This window comes from Novosphingobium sp. HNCC26DJ243, assembly GCF_057180545.1.
This window is the reverse complement of the sequence record NZ_JBXUGN010000004.1, coordinates 71802-94153: the sequence shown is the minus strand read 5'-3', so window position 1 is coordinate 94153 and position 22352 is coordinate 71802. Positions and strand designations below refer to the sequence as shown.

Sequence of the window (22352 nt, the reverse complement as noted above, 5' to 3'; positions counted from 1 at the left end):
GTGCCATGACCGAACAGTTGGGCAAATGGCCATCGACGATACCTGGCGCAGCACAGGCCGCCGCGCAGCGGTGGCCGGACGAGCCTGGCCTGATCGAAGGTGGCAAGACCTGGACATTTGCCGAGCTCTGGGCCGACGCCCGGAAATCGGCTTCGGCCATGCTGGCCAGCGGGGTGAAGCGCGGCGATCGCATAGCGATCTGGGCCCCCAACACGCGCGAATGGATCCTCGCCGCGCTCGGCGCGCAATCGGCAGGCGCGGCGATCGTGCCGATGAACACGCGGTTCAAGGGTGGCGAAGCGGCCGACGTCTTGCGACGGGCGCGTGTCACACTGCTGTTCACACCTGCCGACTTTCTTGGCCAGGACTATTGTGCGCTGATTGCGAACGAAGACCTTCCCGATCTGATCGAGACAATCCGGATCGATCGGGATTTCGAAGCATTCCTCGCCAGAGGGCGGGGGGCGGACGATCCCGCAGTGGATGTTGCCCTGGCTGCTGTCGGGCCTGACGACATCTGCGACATCATCTTTACCTCCGGCACGACAGGTCGGCCAAAGGGAGCCTTGACCGCGCATGTCCAAGCCACACAGATATTTGGCGACTGGTCCACGCGGGTCGACCTGCGGGCCGGCGACCGCTATTTGATCGTCAATCCCTTTTTCCATACCTTCGGTTACAAGGCTGGCTGGGTGGCGTGCCTTATCCGGGGCGCCACGATCGTGCCGATGGCAATATTCGATGTGGCGACGATCGTGCGCAGGATCGAGGAAGACCGGATAAGCTTCATTCCGGGGCCGCCGACGATCTATCAGTCGCTTCTGCAGGAGCTGGCGGGCGATCGCCCGCGCAACTTCTCGACCCTGCGCGTGGCCGTGACGGGAGCGGCCCCCGTGCCTCCGGTCCTGGTCGAGCGGATGCGAAGCGAACTGGGCATGACGAACATCGTCAATGGCTATGGCATGACCGAATGCGGCTGCATTTCGATGACTTTGCCGGGGGACGATGCAACCACGATTTCCGAAACGTGCGGCTATCCGCTGCCCGGCACCGAAGTGCGGTGCACCGACAACGACGGACGGGACGTTCCGGCAGGGGAGCCGGGCGAAATCTGGGTTCGCAGCCACGGCGTTATGCGCGGCTATCTGGATGATCCGGAGGCGACCGCGGCAGCAGTTGACCAGGATGGCTGGTTGCATACCGGCGATATCGGCCTGATCGACGAGCGCGGCTATCTTAAGATCACCGACCGCAAGAAGGACATGTTCATTACGGGTGGCTTCAACGTCTACCCGGCCGAAATCGAGGCCATCCTCGCAAAGCACCCGGCTATCGGGCAAGCGGCTGTCATCGGGGTGCCCGACGAACTTATGGGGGAATTGGCCAAGGCCTTCATCGTCCTGCGCCCCGGTGCCGAGGCCCCCTCGCAGGACGACCTTATCGCCTGGTCGCGAAGGAACATGTCTAACTTCAAGGTTCCACGTAGTTTCGAAATTCGTTCGGAACTCCCCAGAAATGCCGCAGGCAAGGTCCTGAAAACAGACCTGCGCTAAACTGCGAACCCCTAGCTGGAGTAAAACATGGACCGGTTCATCGACAAGGTCGTGCTCGTCACGGGGGCTGCGTCAGGCATAGGACGAGCGGCAGCAACACGTTTTGCGCAGGAAGGCGCCCGCGTGTTCTGTGCTGATCTCAACCTGGATGGCGCCCGCGCGGTTGCTGCCGAGATTGGCGGCGGTGCTGTCGCCGTGTTGGTCGATGTTGCCGATCATGCGAGCAATCAGGCAATGGCGGCCACTATCCTTTCGCAGGCAGGGCGGCTCGACGTCGCCTTCCTCAATGCTGGCCTCTACGGGGCCGCCGAGGGGCTGGACAGCATTGACGAGGCGATGTTCGACCGGATGATCGCCATCAACCTGAAGGGGGCGTTCAACGGAATCAAAGCGGTCGAACCGCTGATTGCGCAAGGCGGGGCGGTCGTCGTAACCGCGTCCGCGGCCGGGGTGGTGGGTCATCCTCTGAACCCTGCATACAGCGCGGCGAAGCATGGCGTGGTTGGATTGGTCAAATCCTGCGTCGATGCCTTTGCAGCACGCGGGGCACGCATAAATGCGCTGTGTCCGGGCGGCGTGGAAACACCTTTGATCGGTGCTGCCGACGTGGCGATGATCGATCCGCAGGATCTGCCTCGCGTTCCCCTCAGGGGTATGGGAAGCGCGCAGCACGTGGCCGAGGTGGCATTATGGCTTGCAAGTCCGGCCGCAGGATTCATCACCGGGCAGGCTCAGGTCGTCGATGCAGCGCTGCTCGCAACGTTCGCGCCTGTCATGTTGCCCGTTGGACCGTGACAGGATCCAGCGCCGCGTGCGAGACGTCTCGGTCATGGCGCCGGACAGCGCTTGCGTGAATGGCGATTTAGCGTTGGAGCGGGCGCGGATCACGCAATATCCTGTGACAATGGACCGTGTCGTGGACCACGATTTCTCCGATCTGCTCGTCCGGCTCTATGCCGGGATCGACCAGCCGCAGCCGTGGCAGCACTTTCTTGAGGCACTTGCGCGCTGGAGCGGCTCATCCCATGCAACCCTTATCATTACCGCGCAGGGCAAGGACCAGCCGGCAACGTTCCTGACGCCGGGCAGCAGTGCCGAATTCAATGACAATTACATGCAACGCCTGTTCGCAGACGATCCCTTTCAGGGACTGGTCGAGGGCAAGGTCACGTCCTATGCCGATTTCATGGCGGGGCTCCCACCTGATGCCTATCCCGAATATCGTCACGTGATGAGACGGAGCGGGTTTGACCAGGTGCTTGGCCTGGACTTGCGCTTCGGCACCGCTGGCGCGCGCGCAGGACACTTTGACGATGCCCGCTACGAAGCCCGGTTTCGGCTGACTCGCCACAATTCTCTTCCCGATTTCAGCAGGCTCGATCGCGCACGATTCGAGGCACTGGCACCGCACTTGCGCACCGCTGTACGCCTGTTCGAACGGTTGCAGTTTGCCGGCGCGCAGCACGGCATGTTCCACACCACCGCACAGGGCCTTGGTCTGGGGCTGCTGGTGCTTGACCGGAACTGGCGGATTGTCAGCAGCAATGAACTGGCCGATCACCTGCTGGCCGAGGGACGCGGATTGTCCAGACGAAATGATGAGCTTGCCTTGAGCTTGCCGGCTCATGCGCGAATGGTGGCGGGCTTGCTCTCAGGAGCGGGTCCTGCACGAATTGCCCGTTTTCGGATCGAGCGTCCCACACTTGGCGATCTGGTCGTGACGGCCAGACCGCTCGATCTCCAGGCCATTCACGCAGGTGCAGGCGCACTCGCATTGTTCATCGCCAAGGCTGCGCCGGACGTCTGTGCCGATACTCAGGCCCTGCGCGACCTGCTGGGCCTCACCATGGCCGAAGCGAAGCTGGCTGCGGTCCTGGCCGAAGGCCACGGTCTGGTTGATGCGGCAAGGCGTCTGGGCATCGCGCACAACACGGCCAAGGTGCATCTGCGATCGATTTTTCAGAAAACCGGCGTGAACCGGCAGGCCCAGTTGACGGCCCTGCTTGGGTCGTTCCGGGTCTAATGACAGAGAGGCAGGCTATGGACGAACTTTCGACGCAGGCCAGAATGAAGGCGACGCTTCAGGCTTATGTGGACCGGATCAACGCCGGGGATGCGGCCGGCGTCATAGCGCTTTTTGCTCCGGACGCGATCATTGAGGACCCGATCGGATCGCAACCGCGCACCGGAGATGCCATTGCTGCATGGTTTGCCGACACTGTCGCTTACAATACCCGCATCACGCCCGTCGCTCCGCATCGGGGCTCGCATGCCGATGAAGCCCTGCTTGTTTTCGATGTGGAGTTTACACCGCCGGGCGGAGCGCCGCTGCGGATCCGTTCGGCTGATGCCTGCCGCTTCGACTCCGAGGGGCGGATCGTCAGTCTGCGAGCGTTCTGGGGACCTGATGACATTGGCCCTGCCGCATGACCCCGCCTGCCGTGCAATCTTTCAGCTTCAACCACTTTTGCCGGTCTCCGTGGTATGGATTGACGCCGAAGCTTCCAGAGACGATCGATGCCTGCGCCAGAGTGGGCTTCGATCTGATCGGGCTCGATCTTGCCTCGCTTTGCGCATGGGAGGCCTCGGGAAAGACCATGGGCATGCTTTCCGTGCTTCTGCGCGACGCCGGAATATCGGCAGGCCCGCTTGTGGCCTGCGCCATGCTTGACGGAAGCGCGCAGGCACTCGAACAACTGGTGACCTCGGCAAGAATGGCCAGTGAACTGGACGTTCATACGTTGCAGGTCAATGTCACCGGCCCGGACCGAGAGGCGCGAAGGGAGGCTGTCGAGGCTGCTTGTGGTGCAATGCTGGAAGGCGGCCAGATGCGGCTGGCAATCGAGTTCCTGCCGTTCAGCGGACTGGCCACCCTGGCTGAAACCTTGGCCATCGTAGCCTACGTTGGCAGTGATCTGGCGGGTGCCATGGTCGATATCTGGCATCTGTCGCACGATCCGGATGGCTGGGCGACGCTCGAAAGCGCACCGCTCGATGCCTTGGCCTATGTCGAGATCGCCGATGCTCTAGAGCCTGTGGGTGATGATCTGCTTGTCGAAACGATGGATCGACGAACCTTTCCGGGCAAGGGGGTGCTTGATACCCGGCGCTTCGCCGAACTCCTGCTCGCGCGCGGTTATCGCGGCCCGGTTAGCGTCGAGATCCTGAGCCGGGCGCTGCTGGCCGATCCGGTCGAAATCTTCGCTCGGCGCGCCCTGGCAAGCGCGCGGGCGATGTTCGATCTCGGCGCGGCTCAGGTCGGAAGGTAGAGCTGCGCGGCCTTGCCGCCATCCACCGGCAAGGCCGACCCGGTGATATAGCTGGCCGCGTCGGACAACATGAAGACGATGGCTTCCGCGAGTTCTTCCGGTTCGCCTCCGCGCTGCATCGGGATTGCCCTTGCCGTCGCGTCGGCGAGCTCCGGGGCGGCTTGCTCATAGGCTCTCGTCGCGGCGGTCTGCACTTGTCCGGGAACGATGGCGTTGACCCGGATGCCGAGGCTGGCGCCCTCGACCGCCGCCGCCGCGGTGAAATGGACGAGTGCCGCCTTCGAGGCGGAATAGGCAGCCATGTTCGGCGCCGCGCGGATCCCGCATGTCGAGGCGATGTTGACGATCGCGCCGCGCTGCCGGCCCACCATGTCCTGTCTTGCCATGATCGCCATCGCAGCCTTGGTGGCGACGAACGCCGCATCGGCATTGACCGCGAAGTCCTTCCGCCAGTCGTCCAGCGACAGTGAGGCGATCGGGGCGAAATGCAGCGACATGGCGTTGTTCACCAGCATGTCGAGGCGGCCATGCCGGTCGGCGATGTGCTCGATCAGCGCGGTCAGGGCCTGATCGTCCGCGACGTCGAGAGAGTGCGCCTCAAACCTCCCGAAGCGCTCGAATTGCGTGCGCGCGGCTTCGAGCTTTGCCGGGTTCCTGCCGCAGACGGCAACTGTAGCCCCGCGCCGGAGCAGCATCCGGGCCGTGGTCAGTCCGATGCCGTCGCTGCCGCCGGTCACGAATGCGACCCTTCCCGTCATGTCCTCGATCATTCAGGCAATCCTCGCGTTGTTGTCATTCCGCAGGCTGGGCGTACTTCCGCCCATTCCGGCATATGGGGGGCTTCAGGCGCGCGGGTCCATTCGCCGCAAGCTCATGAGAACCACGAGCCGCCGTTGACATTGACTGCGCTGCCGGTCGCGAAGCTGGCGTCCTTGCTGGCGAGGAACGCAACGGCGCCGGCAATCTCGTCGGGATGTGCCATCCGGTTCATCACGCCATCGGCCGCCACCGACTGCTTTACCTCGGCGGGCAGGCCCGCGAAGATCGGGGTTTCGGTCGCGCCGGGATTCACGGCGTTGACCCGGATGCCGCGCGGCGCAAGTTCACGCGCCATTGCGCGGGTCATGCCCAAAACCGCAGCCTTGGCCGTAACGTAGGGAACGGGCCCGTTACCGGCCAGCGCCGCGGTCGATCCGATGTTGACGATCGCGCCACCGATGCCCTGGCGGGCCATTATCCTGACCGCCGCGCGCGAACAGCGGAACACCCCGTCGAGCGTGACGGCCAGCACGCGGGACCATGCCTCGTCGCTGCAATGGATCGTCTGGTCGGCATGGGCCGAGAGGTCGCCGGCCGCGCGCGCCGCCTGTCCGGCATAGAATTCGGCCATGCCATCACCCGGCGCACTGCCAATGCCGGCATTGTTGACGAGGATGTCGACCCCGCCGAACCGCCTCTCGATCTCCGCGAAGGCGGCATCGACGGATCCACTGTCGGCCACGTCGCAGTCGAGGGCGAAATGTGGGGAATCGAGCAGCTCGCTGGCCACATTGACCGACAGGTCCAAGACGGCCACCAGTGCGCCCTCGTCGGCGAGGCGGCGGGCAACGGCAGCGCCGATGCCCTGCGCGCCGCCGGTGACGACAGCCCGTTTGTCGGCAAGCCTTTGCATCTTATTCATCCTTTCAATCCGCGTGCGGATAGTCGGTGTAGCCGCGCGTATCGTCGCCGTGGCCTGTATAGAACGTCGCCCGGTCGGGCTTTGCCAGATCTTTCCCATGGCGCAGCCGGCTGACAAGGTCGGGATTGGAGATGTAGGCCAATCCGAACGAAACCGCATTTGCGCGTCCATCGGCGAGAAGCGCTTGTGCCTTGTCCAGTGTCAGCCCGCAATTGGCGATCACCGGACCCGACCAGTGCGCGTTGACCAGATCCAGCGAGTCAAAGCCTTGGTTGGGAATGTGGATGAGGTGGCAATAGGCAAGGCCAAGAGGGTCGATCGCACGCAGCAGCGTCGTGTAGGTTTCGACAGGGTCGGCATCGTCCATCCCGTTGAAGCGCACGCCTGGGCAGATACGAAGGCCGACGCGACCGGCGCCGACAGTGGCGGCCAGCGCCGCGAGCGTTTCGACTACAAAACGAACCCTGTTTTCCGCGCTGCCTCCATATGTGTCGGTTCGGAGGTTGGAATTGGACGAAAGAAACTGCATTGGCAGGTAGCCGCTGGCACAGTGCAGTTCGATCCCGTCCATGCCCGCGTTGATGGCATTGCGCGCAGCTGCGACATATTCGGAAATGATCTGCGGGATCTCGCATGCCGCGAGCGCCCGCGGCATCTCGGGCAATACCGGAATGCCGTCGGGGCCAGGGATAAGGTCTGGGCAAGCGATGGCGCTGGGAGCGACGGTTTCGGCCTCATCCGCCTTGTTGGCCCTCACTGATGCCCGGCCCACGTGCATCAATTGCATCACGATGCGGCCGCCCTCGGCATGGACCGCATCGGCGACCTTGCGCCAGCCCGCAACCTGGCCGGGCGAGTGGATCCCGGGCGTTCGCCAATACCCCTTGCCCGACGGACTGGGCTGCGTTCCTTCGGTAATGATCAGGCCGGCCGATGCGCGTTGGCGGTAGTAATCCGCCATCAGGTCGGTCGGCACGTCTCCGGGGCCTGCGCGGTCGCGAGTCATGGGGGCCATGACCACGCGGTTGGCTAGTTCGATTGCCCCGAGACGGCCGGGGCTGAAGATGTCGGAGGACATTGCGTTAACTCCGCACGCGCGGGCGAGGCAGGGGAGCTCCCCGGCGCATGGTTTCGATGAACCTTTCCAACGGTGCCGGCGGCTCGACAGGGCCGTCATGGGGTTGTCCACGCCTCTCCCAATACGTGTTCCAGCTTGGGAAGAGATCATGGAAGCTGCCGTGATAGGGCGGAACTCCGGGCCAGCGCATCTTTCGATCGCCGATCGGCGGTTTGTTGAGATCGCTGGCGTACCAGTAAAGCGGAAGGCGTCGGCGGAAGTACCAGCGGCCATCGATGCGCTCGTACCGGTCGAAGTACATCATCTGCATGATGACCCAGTCCGCGCCGCTTTCATGCTCGTTCTTGGAGTAGACCACGCCCTGCGCATGATCTTCATCATCGAAATCGATGATGTGACCCCCGATGTGGTGGCTCGTGCCGTCGAACTGCATGGAATGGGTCTCGTCGAACCAGTCGCGCAAAGCCTTGCGCCCTGACTTCCCGCCTCCGACGCGGACGTCTTCGGGGAAGAGGTTCACCCATGCATCACCATCGCGCATATCGAGCGCCAGAGCATATTTGGCCGGCAATTGGCGGATCGCGTCCAGCGATTCCAGCCGGTCGATCCGGGCGAGAAGCGTTGTCCCATCGGATGCAGATGTCATTGCCGTCCTTTCAGGCAAGAGTGGCCGGTCTGCACAATGCGCCATTGGCCCAGCCGACGATCTCGCCCTTTCCGGAAACAAGGATATCGTCCACTTCGCCGACGAGCAGGTCATGCGTTCCGAACGAGAGCGTTTCGCGGATCGTGCAGAAAATGGCTGCGGGGGCACCATCGATGTGCATGAGCCCTTCATGCGCATCGTGTCTGTGGCGCTTCCAATCGGATTGCTTGAAGCGCCCATCGCGTGATGCCGGATCGGCAAACGGCACCATGTGGCTGTCCTGCCAGGGATGCAGCAGGTTGATGCAGAACCGACCCGCGCGGATCATCGCATCATGCGCGCTGCCCGACCGATTGACGCAAATCGCCATGGCTGGAGGATCGAGGCAGACAGGCATAAGTGCCGACATCGCCAGGCCCACAGGTTGTCTGGTATCGGGATCGAAACTCGTGACGATGCCCACCGGGGCCGGCATGGCCCGCAACACCTGCTTCAGCCGCATCTCGATAGCCGCATCCCCTGGCGCGGCGGTATCAGCGATTTGGGTCACGCAAAACTCCTCCCGATTCATCAGGAATCATCGTGCCGCCCATGACGACACGAGATTTGCGCTATAATGTAAGATTAGAATTACGCAAAAGGAAAGAATTTGGACAAAATACCCTCAATCATCGTCGATGACGGTGGCCGGCTTGGTGATCTTCGCCATTCGCGCATTGTATTTGACCGTCTTTACCGCGATCGAGGTTTCGACGTGATGCACGCCTTGCACCGCAAGAATTTTGTCCGAGGCAAGTTCGACAAGCGCGTCCAGTTCGTCGATCAGGCACATTGCGGTGATATTGAACTGGCCCATGGTTATCAGAACCGCGTTGACCCCGGGAATATCGGCGATGACCTGCGCGACTTCGCGCACCCGATCGACATCGGCCTGAACGTTGATGAACGCCAGACGCGCCTGCTTTTCCATCTGAAAGCCCGTGATGGCGGTGAAGGCAATCAGTCCGTCCTGCTGAAGCCGCTTGATCCGGCCACGGACCGTTCCCTCGGTGACGCCGAGTTCGGCGGCAATGCGTCGGTTCGAGACGCGAGCGTCCTTTGCCAGCATGTCGACGAGTTGATTGTCGAGAGGATCGAGTTGAACAGCGGCCACGATCAAGCCCTTCCTTCGATAGGAGCGACGTCGAACTTGTACTTGACGATGTCGACGACGATTGCGGGGGTCAGCGTGCGGATGCCGCGGACACCCGAAAGCTTGGCCAGCAGGAAGTCCGACAGGTCGTCGAAATCGTGCAGCGCGACCAGCATGTCGATGTCGTACCCGCCGGTAACCATGTGGGCGGCCACGACCTCGGGCAATTCGGCCAGCTCGTTGGCGACCTCGGACGCAGGGCGCCCGTCGACCGAGACCGAGATGCGCAGCAGCACGTTGAAGCCATGCGCCGAAAAGTCCGAGACTGCCACGACGCGCAGCTGGTCGGCATCTTCCATCCGGCGGATGCGCGTCGATACCGTCGTCGCGGTCAATCCCAGCTTTTCGGCAATCTGCTGATTGTTGGCGCGGCCATTCGCACGCAATTCGCTGACAATCGCAACGTCCGTTGCGTCGAAACTGAAAACCTGGCTCATCCCACCTCGCTGCGTCATCGCGCACACTGGCGACGAGTTTTGGGTTTGCGCAGCATGGATCGACCCGTCAACCGTGATCTGCGTTCACCCTGCGCCATTCTTGCCGGTTTGCCGCCAGCCTGCATAATACCTTTGGGTGATGCAATGCCTCTGTCACCATGTCACCAAGTCACGAGAAAAGAATTGGACCAGAGGATCGAACATGACTGCAGTCACCCGACGTTCCCTGCGATATGCTGTCGTTGGAGCTGGAATGGCCGGAATTCTAGCGGCCATAAAGCTGAAGCAGCGCAGCGAAGACTTCGTGGTTTATGAGAAAGCGTCCAGAATCGGCGGGACTTGGCGGGAAAATCGCTACCCCGGGCTCACGTGCGACGTTCCAGCCCATGCCTACACGTACAGCTTTGAACCCTATCCCGAATGGCGCTCGTTCTACGCCACCGGTCCGGAGGTACAGGGCTATTTCGAGCACGTCGTTGCCAAGCACGGTCTTGCACCTTTCATCCGCTTTGACACCGAGGTCTCGGGCTTTGACTGGGACGAAATGGCCAATGCCTGGACCGTGACGTTGGCCGATGGAACGCGATCGGTGTTCGATGTCGTGATCGTGGCCTCGGGCGTGCTGCATCACCCCCGCCTTCCCGATATCGAAGGCTTGGACAGCTTCGAAGGACCGGCATTCCACACCGCGCGATGGGACGACGCTGCGCAGATCGACGGTGCGAAGGTCGGTCTGATCGGTTCGGGCTCCACCGGAATCCAGATCGTTACTGCAATCAACAAGAAGGTCGAGCGACTGGTGCATTTCCAGCGATCGCCGCAATGGGTGATGCCCGTCCCGCAATTCCCCTATTCGGATGAAGAGCGCGAAGCCTTTCGGAGCGATCCGGCCCTTATCGACGCGATCCGTTTTGCCGACGAATATATCGGCAACGTGAAGCGTTTCACGGACGCGATCACCGACATCGACGGGCCGCAGATGACGATGATCGAGGATATCTGCCGCCAGCATTTCGAGGAATCAATCCGCGATCCCGAGCTGAAGGAGAAGCTTCGCCCAGACTATCGGGCAGCGTGCAAGCGCTTGATCTATTCGTGGTGCTACTACGAAGAGGTGCAACATCCGGCGGTGTTTGTCGAAACCGGAAAGATCGCCGCAATCGAGCCAAAGGGTGTGCGAATGGCCGACGGCACATTCCACGAGATCGACACGCTGATCCTTGCGACGGGCTTCCAGGCGGATCGGTTCATCCGTCCTGCAGGAGTTGTGGGCGAGGGAGGCAGGACGCTCGACGCGTTCTGGGCAACCAGGCCGACTGCGCATTATGCGGTCACTATTCCGCATTTTCCCAACTTCTTCATGCTGAACGGGCCGACCGGACCCGTCGGGAATTTTTCGCTGATCGATATTGCCGAACGGCAATGGGATTACATCGATCAACTGATCGACTTGCTGCGGCAAGGTGAGGCAGCCTCGGTTGCGCCGACCGCTGAAGCCCACGCCGCCTACGAGGAACGCCGCATCGCGGCTGCCAAGACGACGATCTTCGGATCTGGCTGTTCGAGTTGGTATCTCGACGCAACCGGCGTGCCCTCGAGCTGGCCTTGGTCTTATGATGCCTTTGCCGATGCGATGGCAAAGCCCGACTTGTCCGAATTCTCCGTCAAGGTGAGGGTGCCGGCATGATTGCGCCCGAGTTCTTGAATCGGAGGGCATTGTCTGGCTACCGCTCGGGAAAGGGCATCACCTCATGATGTCTCTTCAGGAAATGTCTGATCGGCTCGAGATACAGGATCTGTTCGCGCGCTACAGCTTCGCCATCGACGAACGGGACTGGGATGCACTCGATGCGATCTTCACCCCGGATGCGACGATCGATTATACCGAGACCGGGGGGGCCAAGGGTACCTTTGCGCAGATCAAGGCGTGGCTGCCGATCGCCTTGGAGCGCTTTCCGATGTTTCAGCACATGGTCGCAACGACCAAGCTGGATATTTCGGGAGACGAGGCCCGGAGCAGGACGATCCTGTTTAATCCCATGGTCCATCGCGACGCAGATGGTGCGGATCGCACTTTCTTCATCGGCCTGTGGTATCGCGATCGCATTGTTCGCACTCCCGCCGGCTGGCGCATCGCCGAGCGCTATGAAGAGATGGGATATATCCACAATGCCCCGCCGCTGGAACCTGCGCCGGGGATCTGTGCAGATAACGCATGAATGGCCGACGTGAGGACAGGGCACGGGTCGGTGCCAAGCGGGGAGAAAATCATGAATGATGTATCACCTGTGCTGGGGCAGCCTGGCACACCTGTCGTCGTCACCGGCGGTGCCTCTGGCATCGGCCTGGCCAGCGCGCGCGCGGTCGCAGCGGTGGGCCGGTCTGTAGCGATCTGGGACATCGATGCAGACCGCGCCGTCCAGAAGGCGGCAGAGATTTCGCAGGAATTTGGTGTAGCGGCATTCGGCTTGGGCGCGGATCTGCGCAGCTCCCAGGCCATCGCGCCGGCGGCCAAGGCAACGCGCGAAGCCTTGGGCGGGGTGGGCGCGATTGTCCACTCGGCCGGAACGGCAGAGCAGACCGGTCTCATGGGCGCGAGCGCGGAAGCCTTCGATTCCGGTATGGCCTTGCACGTGCGGGCGCTGATCCAGCTGTCCCAGACTTTTGCCGAAGACCTGAAGTCCAACCCGGGCAGCGCGATCGTTGCCATTGCGTCGATAAACGCGTGGTTCGGCAGCGGGCTGATCCCGATCTATACGGCCGCGAAAGGCGCGGTCGTTTCGCTGGTACGGTCAATGGCAGACGAACTGGCGGCAGACGGTATCCGGATCAATGCGGTCAGTCCGGGGATGATCGATACCCCGATCCTGGGCGCAGGGCGTGATGGCATGATCGCGGCATTCGGTTCGCGCATTTTCGCGGGCCGCTTTGGACAGCCCGAAGAAATCGGCCGCGTGGTGCGCTTCCTTCTGTCGAACGAAGCCAGCTATGTCACCGCGAGCGAGATCGTCGTGGATGGTGGTATCCGACATTCCCAGCGGGTCTAGAACCGGGGCCTGTGCGGCGGGCAATGCTGCAGGGTGCCGCTTCCATCACCCCCAGATAATCGACGCATCGCCGCTGCTGACCAGCCAGCGCGCTTCGCGTCTGGTAATTCGCCAGCCCTCTGGCCGTAGCGCCCACTGGTCGAGGTACTCTCCGCAGGTATCGAAAATCGGACCGCCCTGTTCGTCTGCTCGCTGATGCCGGGCTTGGACGTAGGCGCGGCTGGTGGCCCGATCTGCGCCGGGCGCCACGTCGATGGAGATGCTGCCGATCAGATGTTGTGACGGCCCGCAGACATCAAGGAAGCGCTGCATGTTGGCACAGAGCGCATCAAGCCCGGCCTGTTCCCCCAGCCCATAATCGAAGGTCACGTCGGACGAGAAGACGGTGTCGAGCGCATTCCACTGCTTCGTGTCCAGCACCCGGGCGAAACGGGCAAGCCCCTCTCGTACCTCACGATCTGCCAGCAGCGACGATGCGTCCGCTGCGCATTGCGCGCCTGCGGGCGTTTCGTCGACGATGAACATGCGAGTTGCGGCGCGGTCGAACAGGTTTTCTTCGTCCTGCGCGATCAGGTGCGCCACCTCAGGATGGGCTGCCTTTGCCAGGAAGGAATCATAGTGCGCGCGCGTCGCAAAGTGCATTTCGGTAACACTGTCAAAATCAATCGCTGCCACCGCGCTTTCGAATGCGCCGTCACGCGCGACGAAATTGCGCCGGTAAACAAGGATGTTCGGGAGCAGGGACTGGATGAGCGGAGCGTGGCGCGTCTCGTAATACGCAATGAAGGCCTCGCGGCTCATGCCCTCCTTCTTGCGCAAGAGCGCGATGACCTTGATCATTTTCCGATTCTCCCAATGCCATGTTGTCGCCGGCACTCGTAACCGGTCCCGCATTCTCGAGACGCCTGTGTTCCAGAAACGCAAGAGAGCGCGGTCCGGTCAGGACTCTTTGACAGCCTTCGCGACTCGACCATTGATTTCGCCAACTGTCGGCACGTCCGGTCGGAGCCAACAACGATCGACACATCTCAATTTGACGCAAATTCGCATGTTTGCGTAGTCAGAGTGGAAAATTTCTACGGCATACGCAATCATCTTGTCATTTGATGCGACAAATCATATGCTAGTCGTGTTAAATGAATACGCGGCGAGCAGCCGTGCACCGGAGAGGATGACATGAGGAAAATTGCGGCCACCACTGCGCTTTCGGCGCTGGCCTTTGCATCGATGTCTGCACAGGCGCAGGAAGCTGCCCAAGACAGCGCCACTACGGGTTCGGGCATCGGTGAGATCATCGTCACCGCGCAGAAGCGCTCGGAAAACATCCAGGAAGTTCCGATCGCAATTTCTGCGGTGAACAGCCAGTTTCTCGATTCGCGAGGCATCACTTCGATCGACGCCCTCGGGTCGATTGCCCCGAATGTGAAAATCGAGCGTGCGCCTTCGAGTAAGACGATTTCCCAAATCGCAATTCGCGGATCAGTCACGCTCAATCCGGCGGTAACCTGGGAGCCAGCGGTCGGCCTTTACCTGAATGGGGTCTATATCGCCAAGGCGCAAGGTTCCATTTTCGACGTGGCCGATCTTGAACGCGTCGAAATCCTGCGTGGTCCGCAAGGCACGCTTTACGGCCGAAATGCGCTTGCTGGTGCGGTGAACCTTGTGCCCAAGATGCCCACGGGCGAACTCGGTTTCCGAAGCGAAGTGACTTACGGCAACTACGATTACTGGAAGGGTCGTGCGGTCATCGATCTGCCGGCGTTTGGCCCATTCTCGCTGAAGCTTTCAGGGCAGATCCAGAAGCGGGACGGGTTCATCAAGCTGACGCCCAACCCCTATCCGCAAGCCTTCGCTGCAGCGCCTGCCCGCACCGGTCGAACAAACGACCTCGACAGCAAGAGTGGCATGGTCCAGCTGCGATTCAAGCCTGAAGGCAGCAATTTCACCGCGGACTACATGTTCGACTACACGAAGTTCGACCAGCGTCCCGACTTTGCCCAGCTCGTCAACATCAACCGCAATGGCTTGCCGCAGGACATCTTCGATCCGAACTCGCCAAGCTATCCTTTTGCTGGCGCCATCTTCCCGCTGAATCTGTACGATCGCAAGGATCGGCAATCTTCGGCGTCGATCGACGGCAATCCCTTGTTCGAGCGCTCGCGCACCTATGGTCATGCCCTCACGCTTGCGCTCGATGTTGGTTCGGCAACGATCAAGTCGATCACGGCGTATCGCAACCTGGCGTGGGCCGACTTTCTCGACCTGGATGGGACGCCACTTCCGGTTGCATACACGGGTCGTGATACCAGCTTCCACAGCTGGAGCCAGGAATTGCAGATCAGTGGCACGGCAATTGATGACCGGCTGAAGTATGTCACTGGTATTTTCTATTACAAGGAAACGGCAGAGACGCTCGGACCGCAAAGCTTCTTTGGCGGTGCAACTTCGTTCCAGTCCGATTACGGTTCGCACACCGATGCCTTCGCGGCCTTTGCACAGGTCGATTTCAATGTCACCGATGCGCTTAAGCTGACTCTGGGCGGCCGCTATACGCACGAGAAGAAGGACGTTCGTCGCTACCTGCGTGTCAATAGCGATTTTGCCAATGGCATCTTTGCACCACTCGTGGTCGCCGACATTCCGTACGGTGGCGTTCCCGATGCCAAATACAACAAATTCAACCCGGCGATTACGGTTGCCTATCAGGCAAACCAGGATATCAATCTCTACGCGCGTTTCGCGCAAGGGTTCAAGTCGGGCGGCTTCAACGGCGAAACCAACGATTTCCGCGCACCGACTGCAGCTTGTCCCACCGGCGCTGCCGAGCTTTGCAATCCGTACCGGCCGGAGACGGTTGACAGCTATGAAGTGGGCGTAAAGACCCGTCTGGCGGGTGGCAAGGTCATCTTCAACGTCGCGGGCTTCTGGGATGAACACAAGGACATCCAGTTGGCCGTGTTTACCGCGAACGGCGCAGCATCCTCGATCGTGCGAAATGCGGCCGCGGCGCGCATTCGCGGTATCGAGATCGAGACGGTGATCCGCCCCATCGATGCGCTGACAATCAACGGATCGCTCGCGTTCCTCGATCCGAAGTACAAGTCGTACATCGAAGCGATCAACGGCGTTGACACCAACGTGGCCAAGAATCGCTCGTTTCCGCACACGCCCAAGACAACCGCAGCGGCAGGCGTCGATCTTCGCGTCGCGCAAGGTGATTGGGGCCGGTTCAATCTGACCGGCGATATCAATTACGTCTCAAGCTATTACACGTTCCCCTATCCGCTGGTCACGGCAAACTCCTCGACGCAGAATGCCAACAACAGCAAGTCGAAGGGGCGCACGATCGTCAATCTGCGCGCAGCCGTGTCGGAGGTCGCACTTGGTGGTGCCAAGGCAGAAATTGCCCTGTGGGTGAAGAACCTGACCAAGGAAGACAATCCGTCGAACTTCATCGACTTCGGTCCGGGCTTTGGCGGCCTTACCGTGGGATACTTCCCCGATCCGCGCACTTACGGTCTCACTGTCGGCGTGAAGTTCTGAAGGTGTCCTCGTAATGCGGTGGTCCGGGGTTGCCGGACCACCGCATTCATCAATCTGCGGCCTGAACGGTCAGCAAGCGGACGAGGATACGGCGTGATGTTTCAGGGCAAGCGCGGTCTGGTCACAGGGGCCGCGTCCGGTATCGGACGCGCAACTGCCATAAAGTGCGCCTCGGAAGGCGCGATGCTCACGATTGCCGATCGCAATGTCGATGGGCTGGCAGAAACGGCGGCCATGATGGCTGTCGCACCGAAAATTGTTTCTTACGAAGCCACTGACTACGCCGCTTGTCGCGAACTGGTGGGAAAAGCTGCCGAAGACGGACTGGACTTCGTGTGCAACATTGCCGGATTGCTCAAGTGGGGGCCGTCCGAAACGTTTCTGGCGGATGATTTCGATCTCCTTATGGCAGTCAATGCCACGAGCGTTTTCGTGATTTGCCAGGCGGCCATGCCGCATCTTGTGAAAACCAGGGGCGCGATCGTCAACACCGCCTCGACGGCTGCGCTTCAGGGCCAACCTTACAATATTGCCTATTCCGCCTCCAAGCATGCCGTGGTTGCCATAACCAAGGGCCTTGCGATCGAGTATGCCGCCGTAGGCGTGCGCGTGAACGCGATCTGTCCCGGTCACGTGCTCACCCCGATGACGCGTGACACAGCGCCGCCTGAAGGCGTGGACTGGTCGCTCATGATGCGAAACGCACCCAAGCTGCTCGACGGATCGTGCGAACCCGAAGACATCGCCGAAATGTTCGTATTTTTGGCCAGCGACAAGAGCCGCAAGGCGACGGGCGCGCTTTTCACGATCGATGGCGGCCAGTTGGCGGGATAGCTCCAGTAGTAATGAAGGACAGGTTCGATGACGGATCCGGAAGCGAAAAACGGCCATCTGGATCACGTCTGGCGAAGGTTCTGCGCGCAACTCGCGGAAGCAGGAGACGTGCTCGCGCGGTCTTCTGCGCCTGTGACCGAGCTCGATCAGGCGGAGGGATTGCGCTACCTCAGCCGGCTGGCGCGCACGGCGCTCAATATGCTCGTGGACAGTGCCGATCCCGACTTTCCCCGCCTGTTCATGCTCTGCGATGACAAGATCAAGATCGGGGCGGACAACCCTGACAATATCTACCAGCAGTGCGTGGTGCGCGGAGACCAGGAGTATCGCATTGTCGGCAAGCGCAACTCGGTTCCCTATTTCTCGATTGGCAGCAAGGCCAACCGTTATGCGATCGACGGCACGATGGCATCCACGGGCGAGATCGAATTTTCAGACATGACGTTCGGGCCCGATGGCAGCTTCGTCATCCATGTCGGCAAGGCACCCAGAGAAGGGAACTGGCTGCCGCTGGCCGATGACTCCACCCTGCTGATCGTGCGCCAGACATTCGACGACAAGTCGACCCAAGTCGCCGCGGACATCAAGGTGGAACGCGTAGGAGCAGGGCCGAAGGTTCCTGCATTGCTGACGCCGGCCACGATAGAACGCCAGCTGATGTCGGCAGCCGCCTGGACGAAGGGGACGGCGCAAACATTTGCGACCTGGTCCGAATGGTTCAAGGCAAATCCCAACCAGTTCTACGACGCCCCGCAGGAGATTTTCTGGAAGGCCGGCGGTGATCCGAACATCTGGTACGGACACTTCTACTACGATCTGCAACCCGGTGAGGCGCTTGTCATCGAAACGACGATCCCCGAGTGCCGGATGTGGAATCTCCAGATCGACAACTGGTGGATGGAATCGCTCGATCATGTCCACCACAAGGTGTGGGTCAACAATTCGAACGCAAGATACGAGGCCGACGGCAGTGTCATCGTCGCCTGCGCCGAGGCCGATCCTGGGTTCGGAAACTGGATAGACCTTGCAGGGCATCGATCCGGCACCGGCCTGTGGCGCTGGTTCAATGCAGCCGCGCCCGTCGTGCCCACGATGAAAGTGGTCAGACTGAAGCGATAAAGCGCCTCAAATCCAAGTGCCCCTTTTCCCGAACTCGCTACGGGGTTAACCCCAGGAGATGAGGTGGCTGATGTCTGTCCGCTCTTCGGGCTTGCGACCGGTCGTTGCCAGACGCTGCGCGGTAAGCTTGCTGCCGGTCGCGCTGAAGTTCTGGGTAACAACTTCCATAACGCGGTCGTAATAGGTCGTCTCGATCCGCCAGACTCCGCCTTCGCGGCGATACGTATCGGTATAGATCGCGGTGCCGAACGTGTGGTCATCGCGATCAAGACTTATGAAAACGTCCTGCAGATACCATATGCCGGTCGCCGTATTATCGCCGGTTATGGCAATCTCGGGCATGATGCCGATGTGCATGGCCGCAACGCCGGAATGAAACGAGTTCGCCAAAAACTCTATCATGGCATCCCGCCCCGTCAGCGAGACCTTGTAGGTACCGCCATTGTAGGTGCACGCGATGTCGGAAACAAAGATTTCTGCTAGCAAGGTCTGATCGGCGGTGTCGATGCCACGGAAATACCGATGCTTGAGCACCTTGATTTCCTCGATGTCGGACAGCTGTTGCAAGGTAAACGCCATGCTGGTCAGGCCTTCTGCTCGGATGCGTAAAGTTCTTCTGCGCGCGCTTTGAGCGCACGGGCAGAATCGTCAAAAGCCCGCTTCACCCATGGCCCCGCGAACCGGAAGACATGGATGCCGTTTGCGCCCAGAAACGCATCAGTCGAGAAATAGCGACAGACATCTGCCGCGACTGGTTCGATGACCTGATCTCGCCGGGCTGGGTAGGGCCATGCCTCGCTGTGCGGCAGCTCCCACGACAGCATCCGCTCGGGATCGAACGCGCAGATGAATTCGCAATTGGGCACGATGCTTCCGGGCACGGCATAGTTGATCAGCTTCATGTCGACCGCGGCGCCCATCTCGAGCGTGGATTGCGCTTTGACGCAAAACGGATTCCACTCGTTGTAACGGTCAAGGTCGGTCAGTATCTGCCACACAATGCGGGCAGGGGCGTCGATCGTCACCGTTTCGCTTACCGTTATCGCATCGGGATCCAGCCCCGAAACCGGATCGTCAGCAAGCGAGGGGTGGCTTCTCATCCAGTCAAGCAACATGGCCTGTCATCCTATGCAGCGACCCAATCGCCGCCGTTGACGTCGAGCATCGCCCCGGTAACTTCGGACGCGTAATCCGAAAGCAGGAAATAGACGGCCTTTGCACAGTCGGCGTCCGGAGGGATATGCCCTACCGGGATCTCGCTCGCGCGCTGCTTGCGGAATGCTTCTGCACCTTCGCCCAGGCTTTGGATGAACCCTTCGAGCGGCGCGCCCATCATCCAGCCCATCAGCGCCGTATTGACGCGAACCCCGCTGCCGGCAAACTCGACTGCCAGATGCCGGGTCATGTGGTTGAGCGCACCTTTGGCCATGCCATAACCGCCCTCGCCGGGCATCGGCTTGCGCGTACACAGCGTCGAGATATTGACGATCGATCCCGAACCCTGTGCCTTCATCGTCGGATAGACCGCCATGGCCATGCGCAAGGCCCCTGCTGCGCCGACGTTGAACGCCTGCAACACCTGATCGATGTCATGCTCGATCAAGGGGCCCCAGTCCGGATGGAAGTAGGCGGAGTTGATCAACCCGTCGACACGGCCCCACTTGTCAACCGCAGCTTGGGCGGCAGCCCTGCACTGATCCATGTCGGTGACGTCGAGCGGCACTGCAATCGCCTCGCCGCCGGCCGCGACTATTTCGCTGGCAACCTCTTCGATCGCCGATCGGGACCGTGCCGTGACCACCACCTTTGCGCCCTCGCGGGCTGCGCCCCGACATGCAGCCTGCCCCATACCGGGACCAGCGCCGGTCACAATAACGACCTTGTCCTTGAGGATCATCGATTCTCTCCCGAAAAGCGCAGGCTTTTGCCGTTCACGCGGTGACAGCGGCGAGCGGCGTTCAGCCCCCGCGTTCCTTGATGAGATCGAGGGCCACGTCGACGATCATGTCCTCCTGGCCGCCGACCATCTTGCGGCGTCCAAGTTCGACGAGGATCGTGCGCGTATCGATACCATAGGTTTTGGCGGCCTTTTCAGCGTGCCGCAGAAAGCTCGAATAGACCCCCGCGTACCCCAGCGCGAGCGTTTCGCGGTCAACCCGGACCGGACGGTCTTGCATGGGGCGGACGATATCCTCGGCGGCATCCATCAGCAGGTTCACGTCGCAACCGTGGTTCCAGCCTTTGCGATCGGCTGCGGCGATGAAAACTTCGAGAGGAGCATTGCCTGCGCCTGCGCCCATCCCGGTAAGGCTGGCATCGATGCGCACCGCACCGCACTGCGCCGCGACGATCGAGTTGGCCACGCCGAGCGAAAGGTTATGGTGGGCGTGGATACCACGCTGCGTCTCCGGCTTCAGCACCCGGTCGTAGGCCTCGAGCCGGGCCCTTACCCCGTCCATGTCGAGCGCGCCGCCGCTGTCGGTGACGTAGACGCATTGCGCGCCATAGCTTTCCATCAGCAGGGCCTGCTTCGCAAGCAGCTCCGGCTCAATCATGTGGCTCATCATCAGGAAGCCCGAGACGTCCATTCCCAGATCGCGGGCAATGCCGATGTGCTGCCTCGATACGTCTGCCTCGGTGCAGTGCGTGGCGACGCGGACCGAGCGCACACCAATGTCGTAGGCCCGGCGCAATTCTTCGACCGTGCCAACACCCGGCAGGATCAGGGTCGTCAGAATGCACGTCTCAAGCACTTCAGCGACGGCTTCAAGCCATTCCCAGTCGGTGTGCGCGCCAAAGCCATAGTTGAAGCTGGCGCCCGACAGGCCGTCACCGTGCGCGACTTCGATGGCGTCCACGCCGGCCTTGTCGATGGCCGAGGCAATCGCCCTGACCTGGTCGAGGCCATACATGTGCCGGATGGCGTGCATGCCATCGCGCAAGGTAACGTCCTGGATATAAAGCTTGTCGCCTGCATCGACATTGAATGTGGAGGTCATCTTGTGTCTCCTTCAGGCGATTGTCGCGGCCATGCGGCGCGCGGCCAGCAATTCGCCGGTTGCCTTGGCTGCGGCGGTCATGATGTCGAGATTGCCCGAATAGGGCGGCAGGTAATCGCCCGCGCCTTCGACTTCGAGCATGATCATCGACCTGATCCCGGTGAAGTCGCCCATGCCGGGGATCTTCAGCTTGTTGTTGTCACCAAAGCGTTCGAACTGCACTTCCTGCTTCAGGCGATAGCCCGGGACGTACTTCTGCACTTCGGCAACCATGTCCTGCACGGACTGGCGGATCGCGTCCTCGTCGGCACCTTCGGACAGGGTAAACACGGTATCGCGCATGATCATCGGCGGCTCGGCCGGGTTGAGGATGATGATCGCCTTGCCACGTGTAGCGCCGCCGACTTCCTCGATCGCGCGGGCAGTCGTCCGGGTGAACTCGTCGATATTGGCGCGGGTGCCAGGTCCAGCAGAGCGCGAGGACACCGAGGCGACGATCTCGGCATAGTGCACCTTGGCCACGCGGCTGACGGCGGCGACCATCGGGATCGTCGCCTGGCCACCGCAGGTGACCATGTTGACGTTCGGCGCTGCCAGATTGGCTTCCATGTTCACCGGCGGAACGATGAAAGGTCCGATCGCCGCAGGAGTCAGGTCCACCACCTGGATGCCGTCGGCGCGGAGCGCTTCGTCGTGGACCTTGTGCGCATAGGCGCTGGTCGCGTCGAAGGCGATGCCGATCTCCTTGTAGAGTGGGTGATTGCGCAGGCCTTCCAGGCCCTGGTGCGTCGTGGCGATGCCGTGTTCGCGCGCCATTGCAAGCCCTTCGGAATTTTCATCGATGCCAACGACGATGGCAAGTTCCATGTTCTGAGGATACTTGATCATCTTCATCATCAGGTCGCTGCCAATATTGCCCGAGCCGATGATCGCAGCTTTTATGCGCGACATTGC

24 protein-coding genes are annotated in these 22352 nt (G+C 61.2%); 11 read left to right on the top strand and 13 right to left on the bottom strand.

From position 1 onward, the window contains the following. Window positions 1-5 precede the first annotated feature (5 nt). From AC2A04_RS12990 to AC2A04_RS12970, 5 genes are read left to right on the top strand one after another with little or no spacing between them, the layout of a single operon-like run. Window positions 6-1553 carry a FadD3 family acyl-CoA ligase gene (locus AC2A04_RS12990; RefSeq protein WP_484212770.1) on the top strand — a complete coding sequence of 516 codons (1548 nt, stop codon included), beginning with the start codon at window positions 6-8 and terminating at the stop codon, window positions 1551-1553. A gap of 27 nt (window positions 1554-1580) precedes the next feature. Next, window positions 1581-2348: an SDR family NAD(P)-dependent oxidoreductase gene (locus AC2A04_RS12985; protein ID WP_484212769.1), complete on the top strand. Its 768-nt coding sequence runs from the start codon at window positions 1581-1583 to the stop codon at window positions 2346-2348. Beyond that, window positions 2338-3576 (top strand): helix-turn-helix transcriptional regulator, encoded by a 1239-nt coding sequence (locus AC2A04_RS12980; protein ID WP_484212768.1) that lies wholly within the window; start codon window positions 2338-2340, stop codon window positions 3574-3576. Before AC2A04_RS12985 ends, AC2A04_RS12980 begins: the two co-directional genes overlap by 11 nt. Before the next feature lie 17 nt (window positions 3577-3593). Further along, on the top strand, window positions 3594-3983 hold the full coding sequence (locus AC2A04_RS12975) for a steroid Delta-isomerase (RefSeq protein WP_484212767.1): 390 nt from the start codon (window positions 3594-3596) through the stop codon (window positions 3981-3983). Between the two features lie 59 nt (window positions 3984-4042). Continuing rightward, entirely contained in the window at window positions 4043-4822 is a 780-nt protein-coding gene (locus AC2A04_RS12970) for a sugar phosphate isomerase/epimerase family protein (protein WP_484212766.1), read from the top strand. On the opposite strand, the gene AC2A04_RS12965 is transcribed toward AC2A04_RS12970, so the two are convergent. From AC2A04_RS12965 to AC2A04_RS12935, 7 genes are all read right to left on the bottom strand, one after another. Then, the gene (locus AC2A04_RS12965; RefSeq protein ID WP_484212765.1) at window positions 4807-5580 is read right to left on the bottom strand and encodes an SDR family NAD(P)-dependent oxidoreductase; all 774 of its coding nucleotides are present in this window, start codon (window positions 5578-5580) and stop codon (window positions 4807-4809) included. The genes AC2A04_RS12970 and AC2A04_RS12965 overlap by 16 nt on opposite strands. Before the next feature lie 113 nt (window positions 5581-5693). After that, window positions 5694-6494, bottom strand: coding sequence for an SDR family NAD(P)-dependent oxidoreductase (locus tag AC2A04_RS12960; RefSeq protein WP_484212764.1), 801 nt, complete (start codon window positions 6492-6494; stop codon window positions 5694-5696). 13 nt (window positions 6495-6507) lie between these two features. Then, a complete protein-coding gene (locus AC2A04_RS12955) occupies window positions 6508-7581 on the bottom strand; it encodes an alkene reductase (RefSeq protein ID WP_484212763.1) in 1074 nt (357 codons plus the stop codon). Between the two features lie 4 nt (window positions 7582-7585). After that, window positions 7586-8227, bottom strand: a complete 642-nt coding sequence (locus AC2A04_RS12950; RefSeq protein ID WP_484212762.1) for a nuclear transport factor 2 family protein — start codon at window positions 8225-8227, stop codon at window positions 7586-7588. A 10-nt stretch (window positions 8228-8237) separates the two neighbouring features. Continuing rightward, window positions 8238-8777, bottom strand: coding sequence for a flavin reductase family protein (locus tag AC2A04_RS12945; RefSeq protein ID WP_484212761.1), 540 nt, complete (start codon window positions 8775-8777; stop codon window positions 8238-8240). 114 nt (window positions 8778-8891) lie between these two features. Next, window positions 8892-9380 carry an Lrp/AsnC family transcriptional regulator gene (locus AC2A04_RS12940; RefSeq protein ID WP_484212760.1) on the bottom strand — a complete coding sequence of 163 codons (489 nt, stop codon included), beginning with the start codon at window positions 9378-9380 and terminating at the stop codon, window positions 8892-8894. Between the two features lie 2 nt (window positions 9381-9382). Continuing rightward, window positions 9383-9874, bottom strand: a complete 492-nt coding sequence (locus tag AC2A04_RS12935; RefSeq protein WP_484212759.1) for an Lrp/AsnC family transcriptional regulator — start codon at window positions 9872-9874, stop codon at window positions 9383-9385. Between the two features lie 184 nt (window positions 9875-10058). Between AC2A04_RS12935 and AC2A04_RS12930 the strand changes: the two genes are divergently transcribed. The 3 genes from AC2A04_RS12930 to AC2A04_RS12920 all read left to right on the top strand — a co-directional run bounded on the left by AC2A04_RS12930 (window position 10059) and on the right by AC2A04_RS12920 (window position 12903). Further along, window positions 10059-11543: a flavin-containing monooxygenase gene (locus tag AC2A04_RS12930; RefSeq protein WP_484212758.1), complete on the top strand. Its 1485-nt coding sequence runs from the start codon at window positions 10059-10061 to the stop codon at window positions 11541-11543. A 64-nt stretch (window positions 11544-11607) separates the two neighbouring features. Then, window positions 11608-12075, top strand: coding sequence for a nuclear transport factor 2 family protein (locus AC2A04_RS12925; protein WP_484212757.1), 468 nt, complete (start codon window positions 11608-11610; stop codon window positions 12073-12075). Window positions 12076-12126: 51 nt separating this feature from the next. Further along, on the top strand, window positions 12127-12903 hold the full coding sequence (locus AC2A04_RS12920) for an SDR family NAD(P)-dependent oxidoreductase (RefSeq protein WP_484212756.1): 777 nt from the start codon (window positions 12127-12129) through the stop codon (window positions 12901-12903). Window positions 12904-12948: 45 nt separating this feature from the next. Here AC2A04_RS12920 and AC2A04_RS12915 read toward each other — a convergent pair whose 3' ends face one another. Next, entirely contained in the window at window positions 12949-13743 is a 795-nt protein-coding gene (locus AC2A04_RS12915; RefSeq protein ID WP_484212755.1) for a nuclear transport factor 2 family protein, read from the bottom strand. A 336-nt stretch (window positions 13744-14079) separates the two neighbouring features. Between AC2A04_RS12915 and AC2A04_RS12910 the strand changes: the two genes are divergently transcribed. The 3 genes from AC2A04_RS12910 to AC2A04_RS12900 all read left to right on the top strand — a co-directional run bounded on the left by AC2A04_RS12910 (window position 14080) and on the right by AC2A04_RS12900 (window position 18399). After that, the gene (locus AC2A04_RS12910; RefSeq protein ID WP_484212754.1) at window positions 14080-16446 is read left to right on the top strand and encodes a TonB-dependent receptor; all 2367 of its coding nucleotides are present in this window, start codon (window positions 14080-14082) and stop codon (window positions 16444-16446) included. Window positions 16447-16542: 96 nt separating this feature from the next. Continuing rightward, window positions 16543-17280 carry an SDR family NAD(P)-dependent oxidoreductase gene (locus tag AC2A04_RS12905; protein ID WP_484212753.1) on the top strand — a complete coding sequence of 246 codons (738 nt, stop codon included), beginning with the start codon at window positions 16543-16545 and terminating at the stop codon, window positions 17278-17280. A gap of 27 nt (window positions 17281-17307) precedes the next feature. Beyond that, a complete protein-coding gene (locus AC2A04_RS12900; RefSeq protein ID WP_484212752.1) occupies window positions 17308-18399 on the top strand; it encodes a DUF1214 domain-containing protein in 1092 nt (363 codons plus the stop codon). Between the two features lie 45 nt (window positions 18400-18444). On the opposite strand, the gene AC2A04_RS12895 is transcribed toward AC2A04_RS12900, so the two are convergent. From AC2A04_RS12895 to AC2A04_RS12875, 5 genes are all read right to left on the bottom strand, one after another. Then, the gene (locus AC2A04_RS12895; RefSeq protein WP_484212751.1) at window positions 18445-18978 is read right to left on the bottom strand and encodes a nuclear transport factor 2 family protein; all 534 of its coding nucleotides are present in this window, start codon (window positions 18976-18978) and stop codon (window positions 18445-18447) included. Window positions 18979-18983: 5 nt separating this feature from the next. After that, window positions 18984-19514 carry an SRPBCC domain-containing protein gene (locus AC2A04_RS12890; protein WP_484212750.1) on the bottom strand — a complete coding sequence of 177 codons (531 nt, stop codon included), beginning with the start codon at window positions 19512-19514 and terminating at the stop codon, window positions 18984-18986. 11 nt (window positions 19515-19525) lie between these two features. After that, complete coding sequence (locus tag AC2A04_RS12885; protein WP_484212749.1) at window positions 19526-20296, bottom strand: SDR family oxidoreductase; 771 nt, start codon at window positions 20294-20296, stop codon at window positions 19526-19528. Between the two features lie 61 nt (window positions 20297-20357). Then, on the bottom strand, window positions 20358-21398 hold the full coding sequence (dmpG, locus tag AC2A04_RS12880; protein ID WP_484212748.1) for a 4-hydroxy-2-oxovalerate aldolase: 1041 nt from the start codon (window positions 21396-21398) through the stop codon (window positions 20358-20360). Between the two features lie 12 nt (window positions 21399-21410). Further along, window positions 21411-22349: an acetaldehyde dehydrogenase (acetylating) gene (locus AC2A04_RS12875; protein WP_484212747.1), complete on the bottom strand. Its 939-nt coding sequence runs from the start codon at window positions 22347-22349 to the stop codon at window positions 21411-21413. Between the last annotated feature and the right edge of the window lie 3 nt (window positions 22350-22352).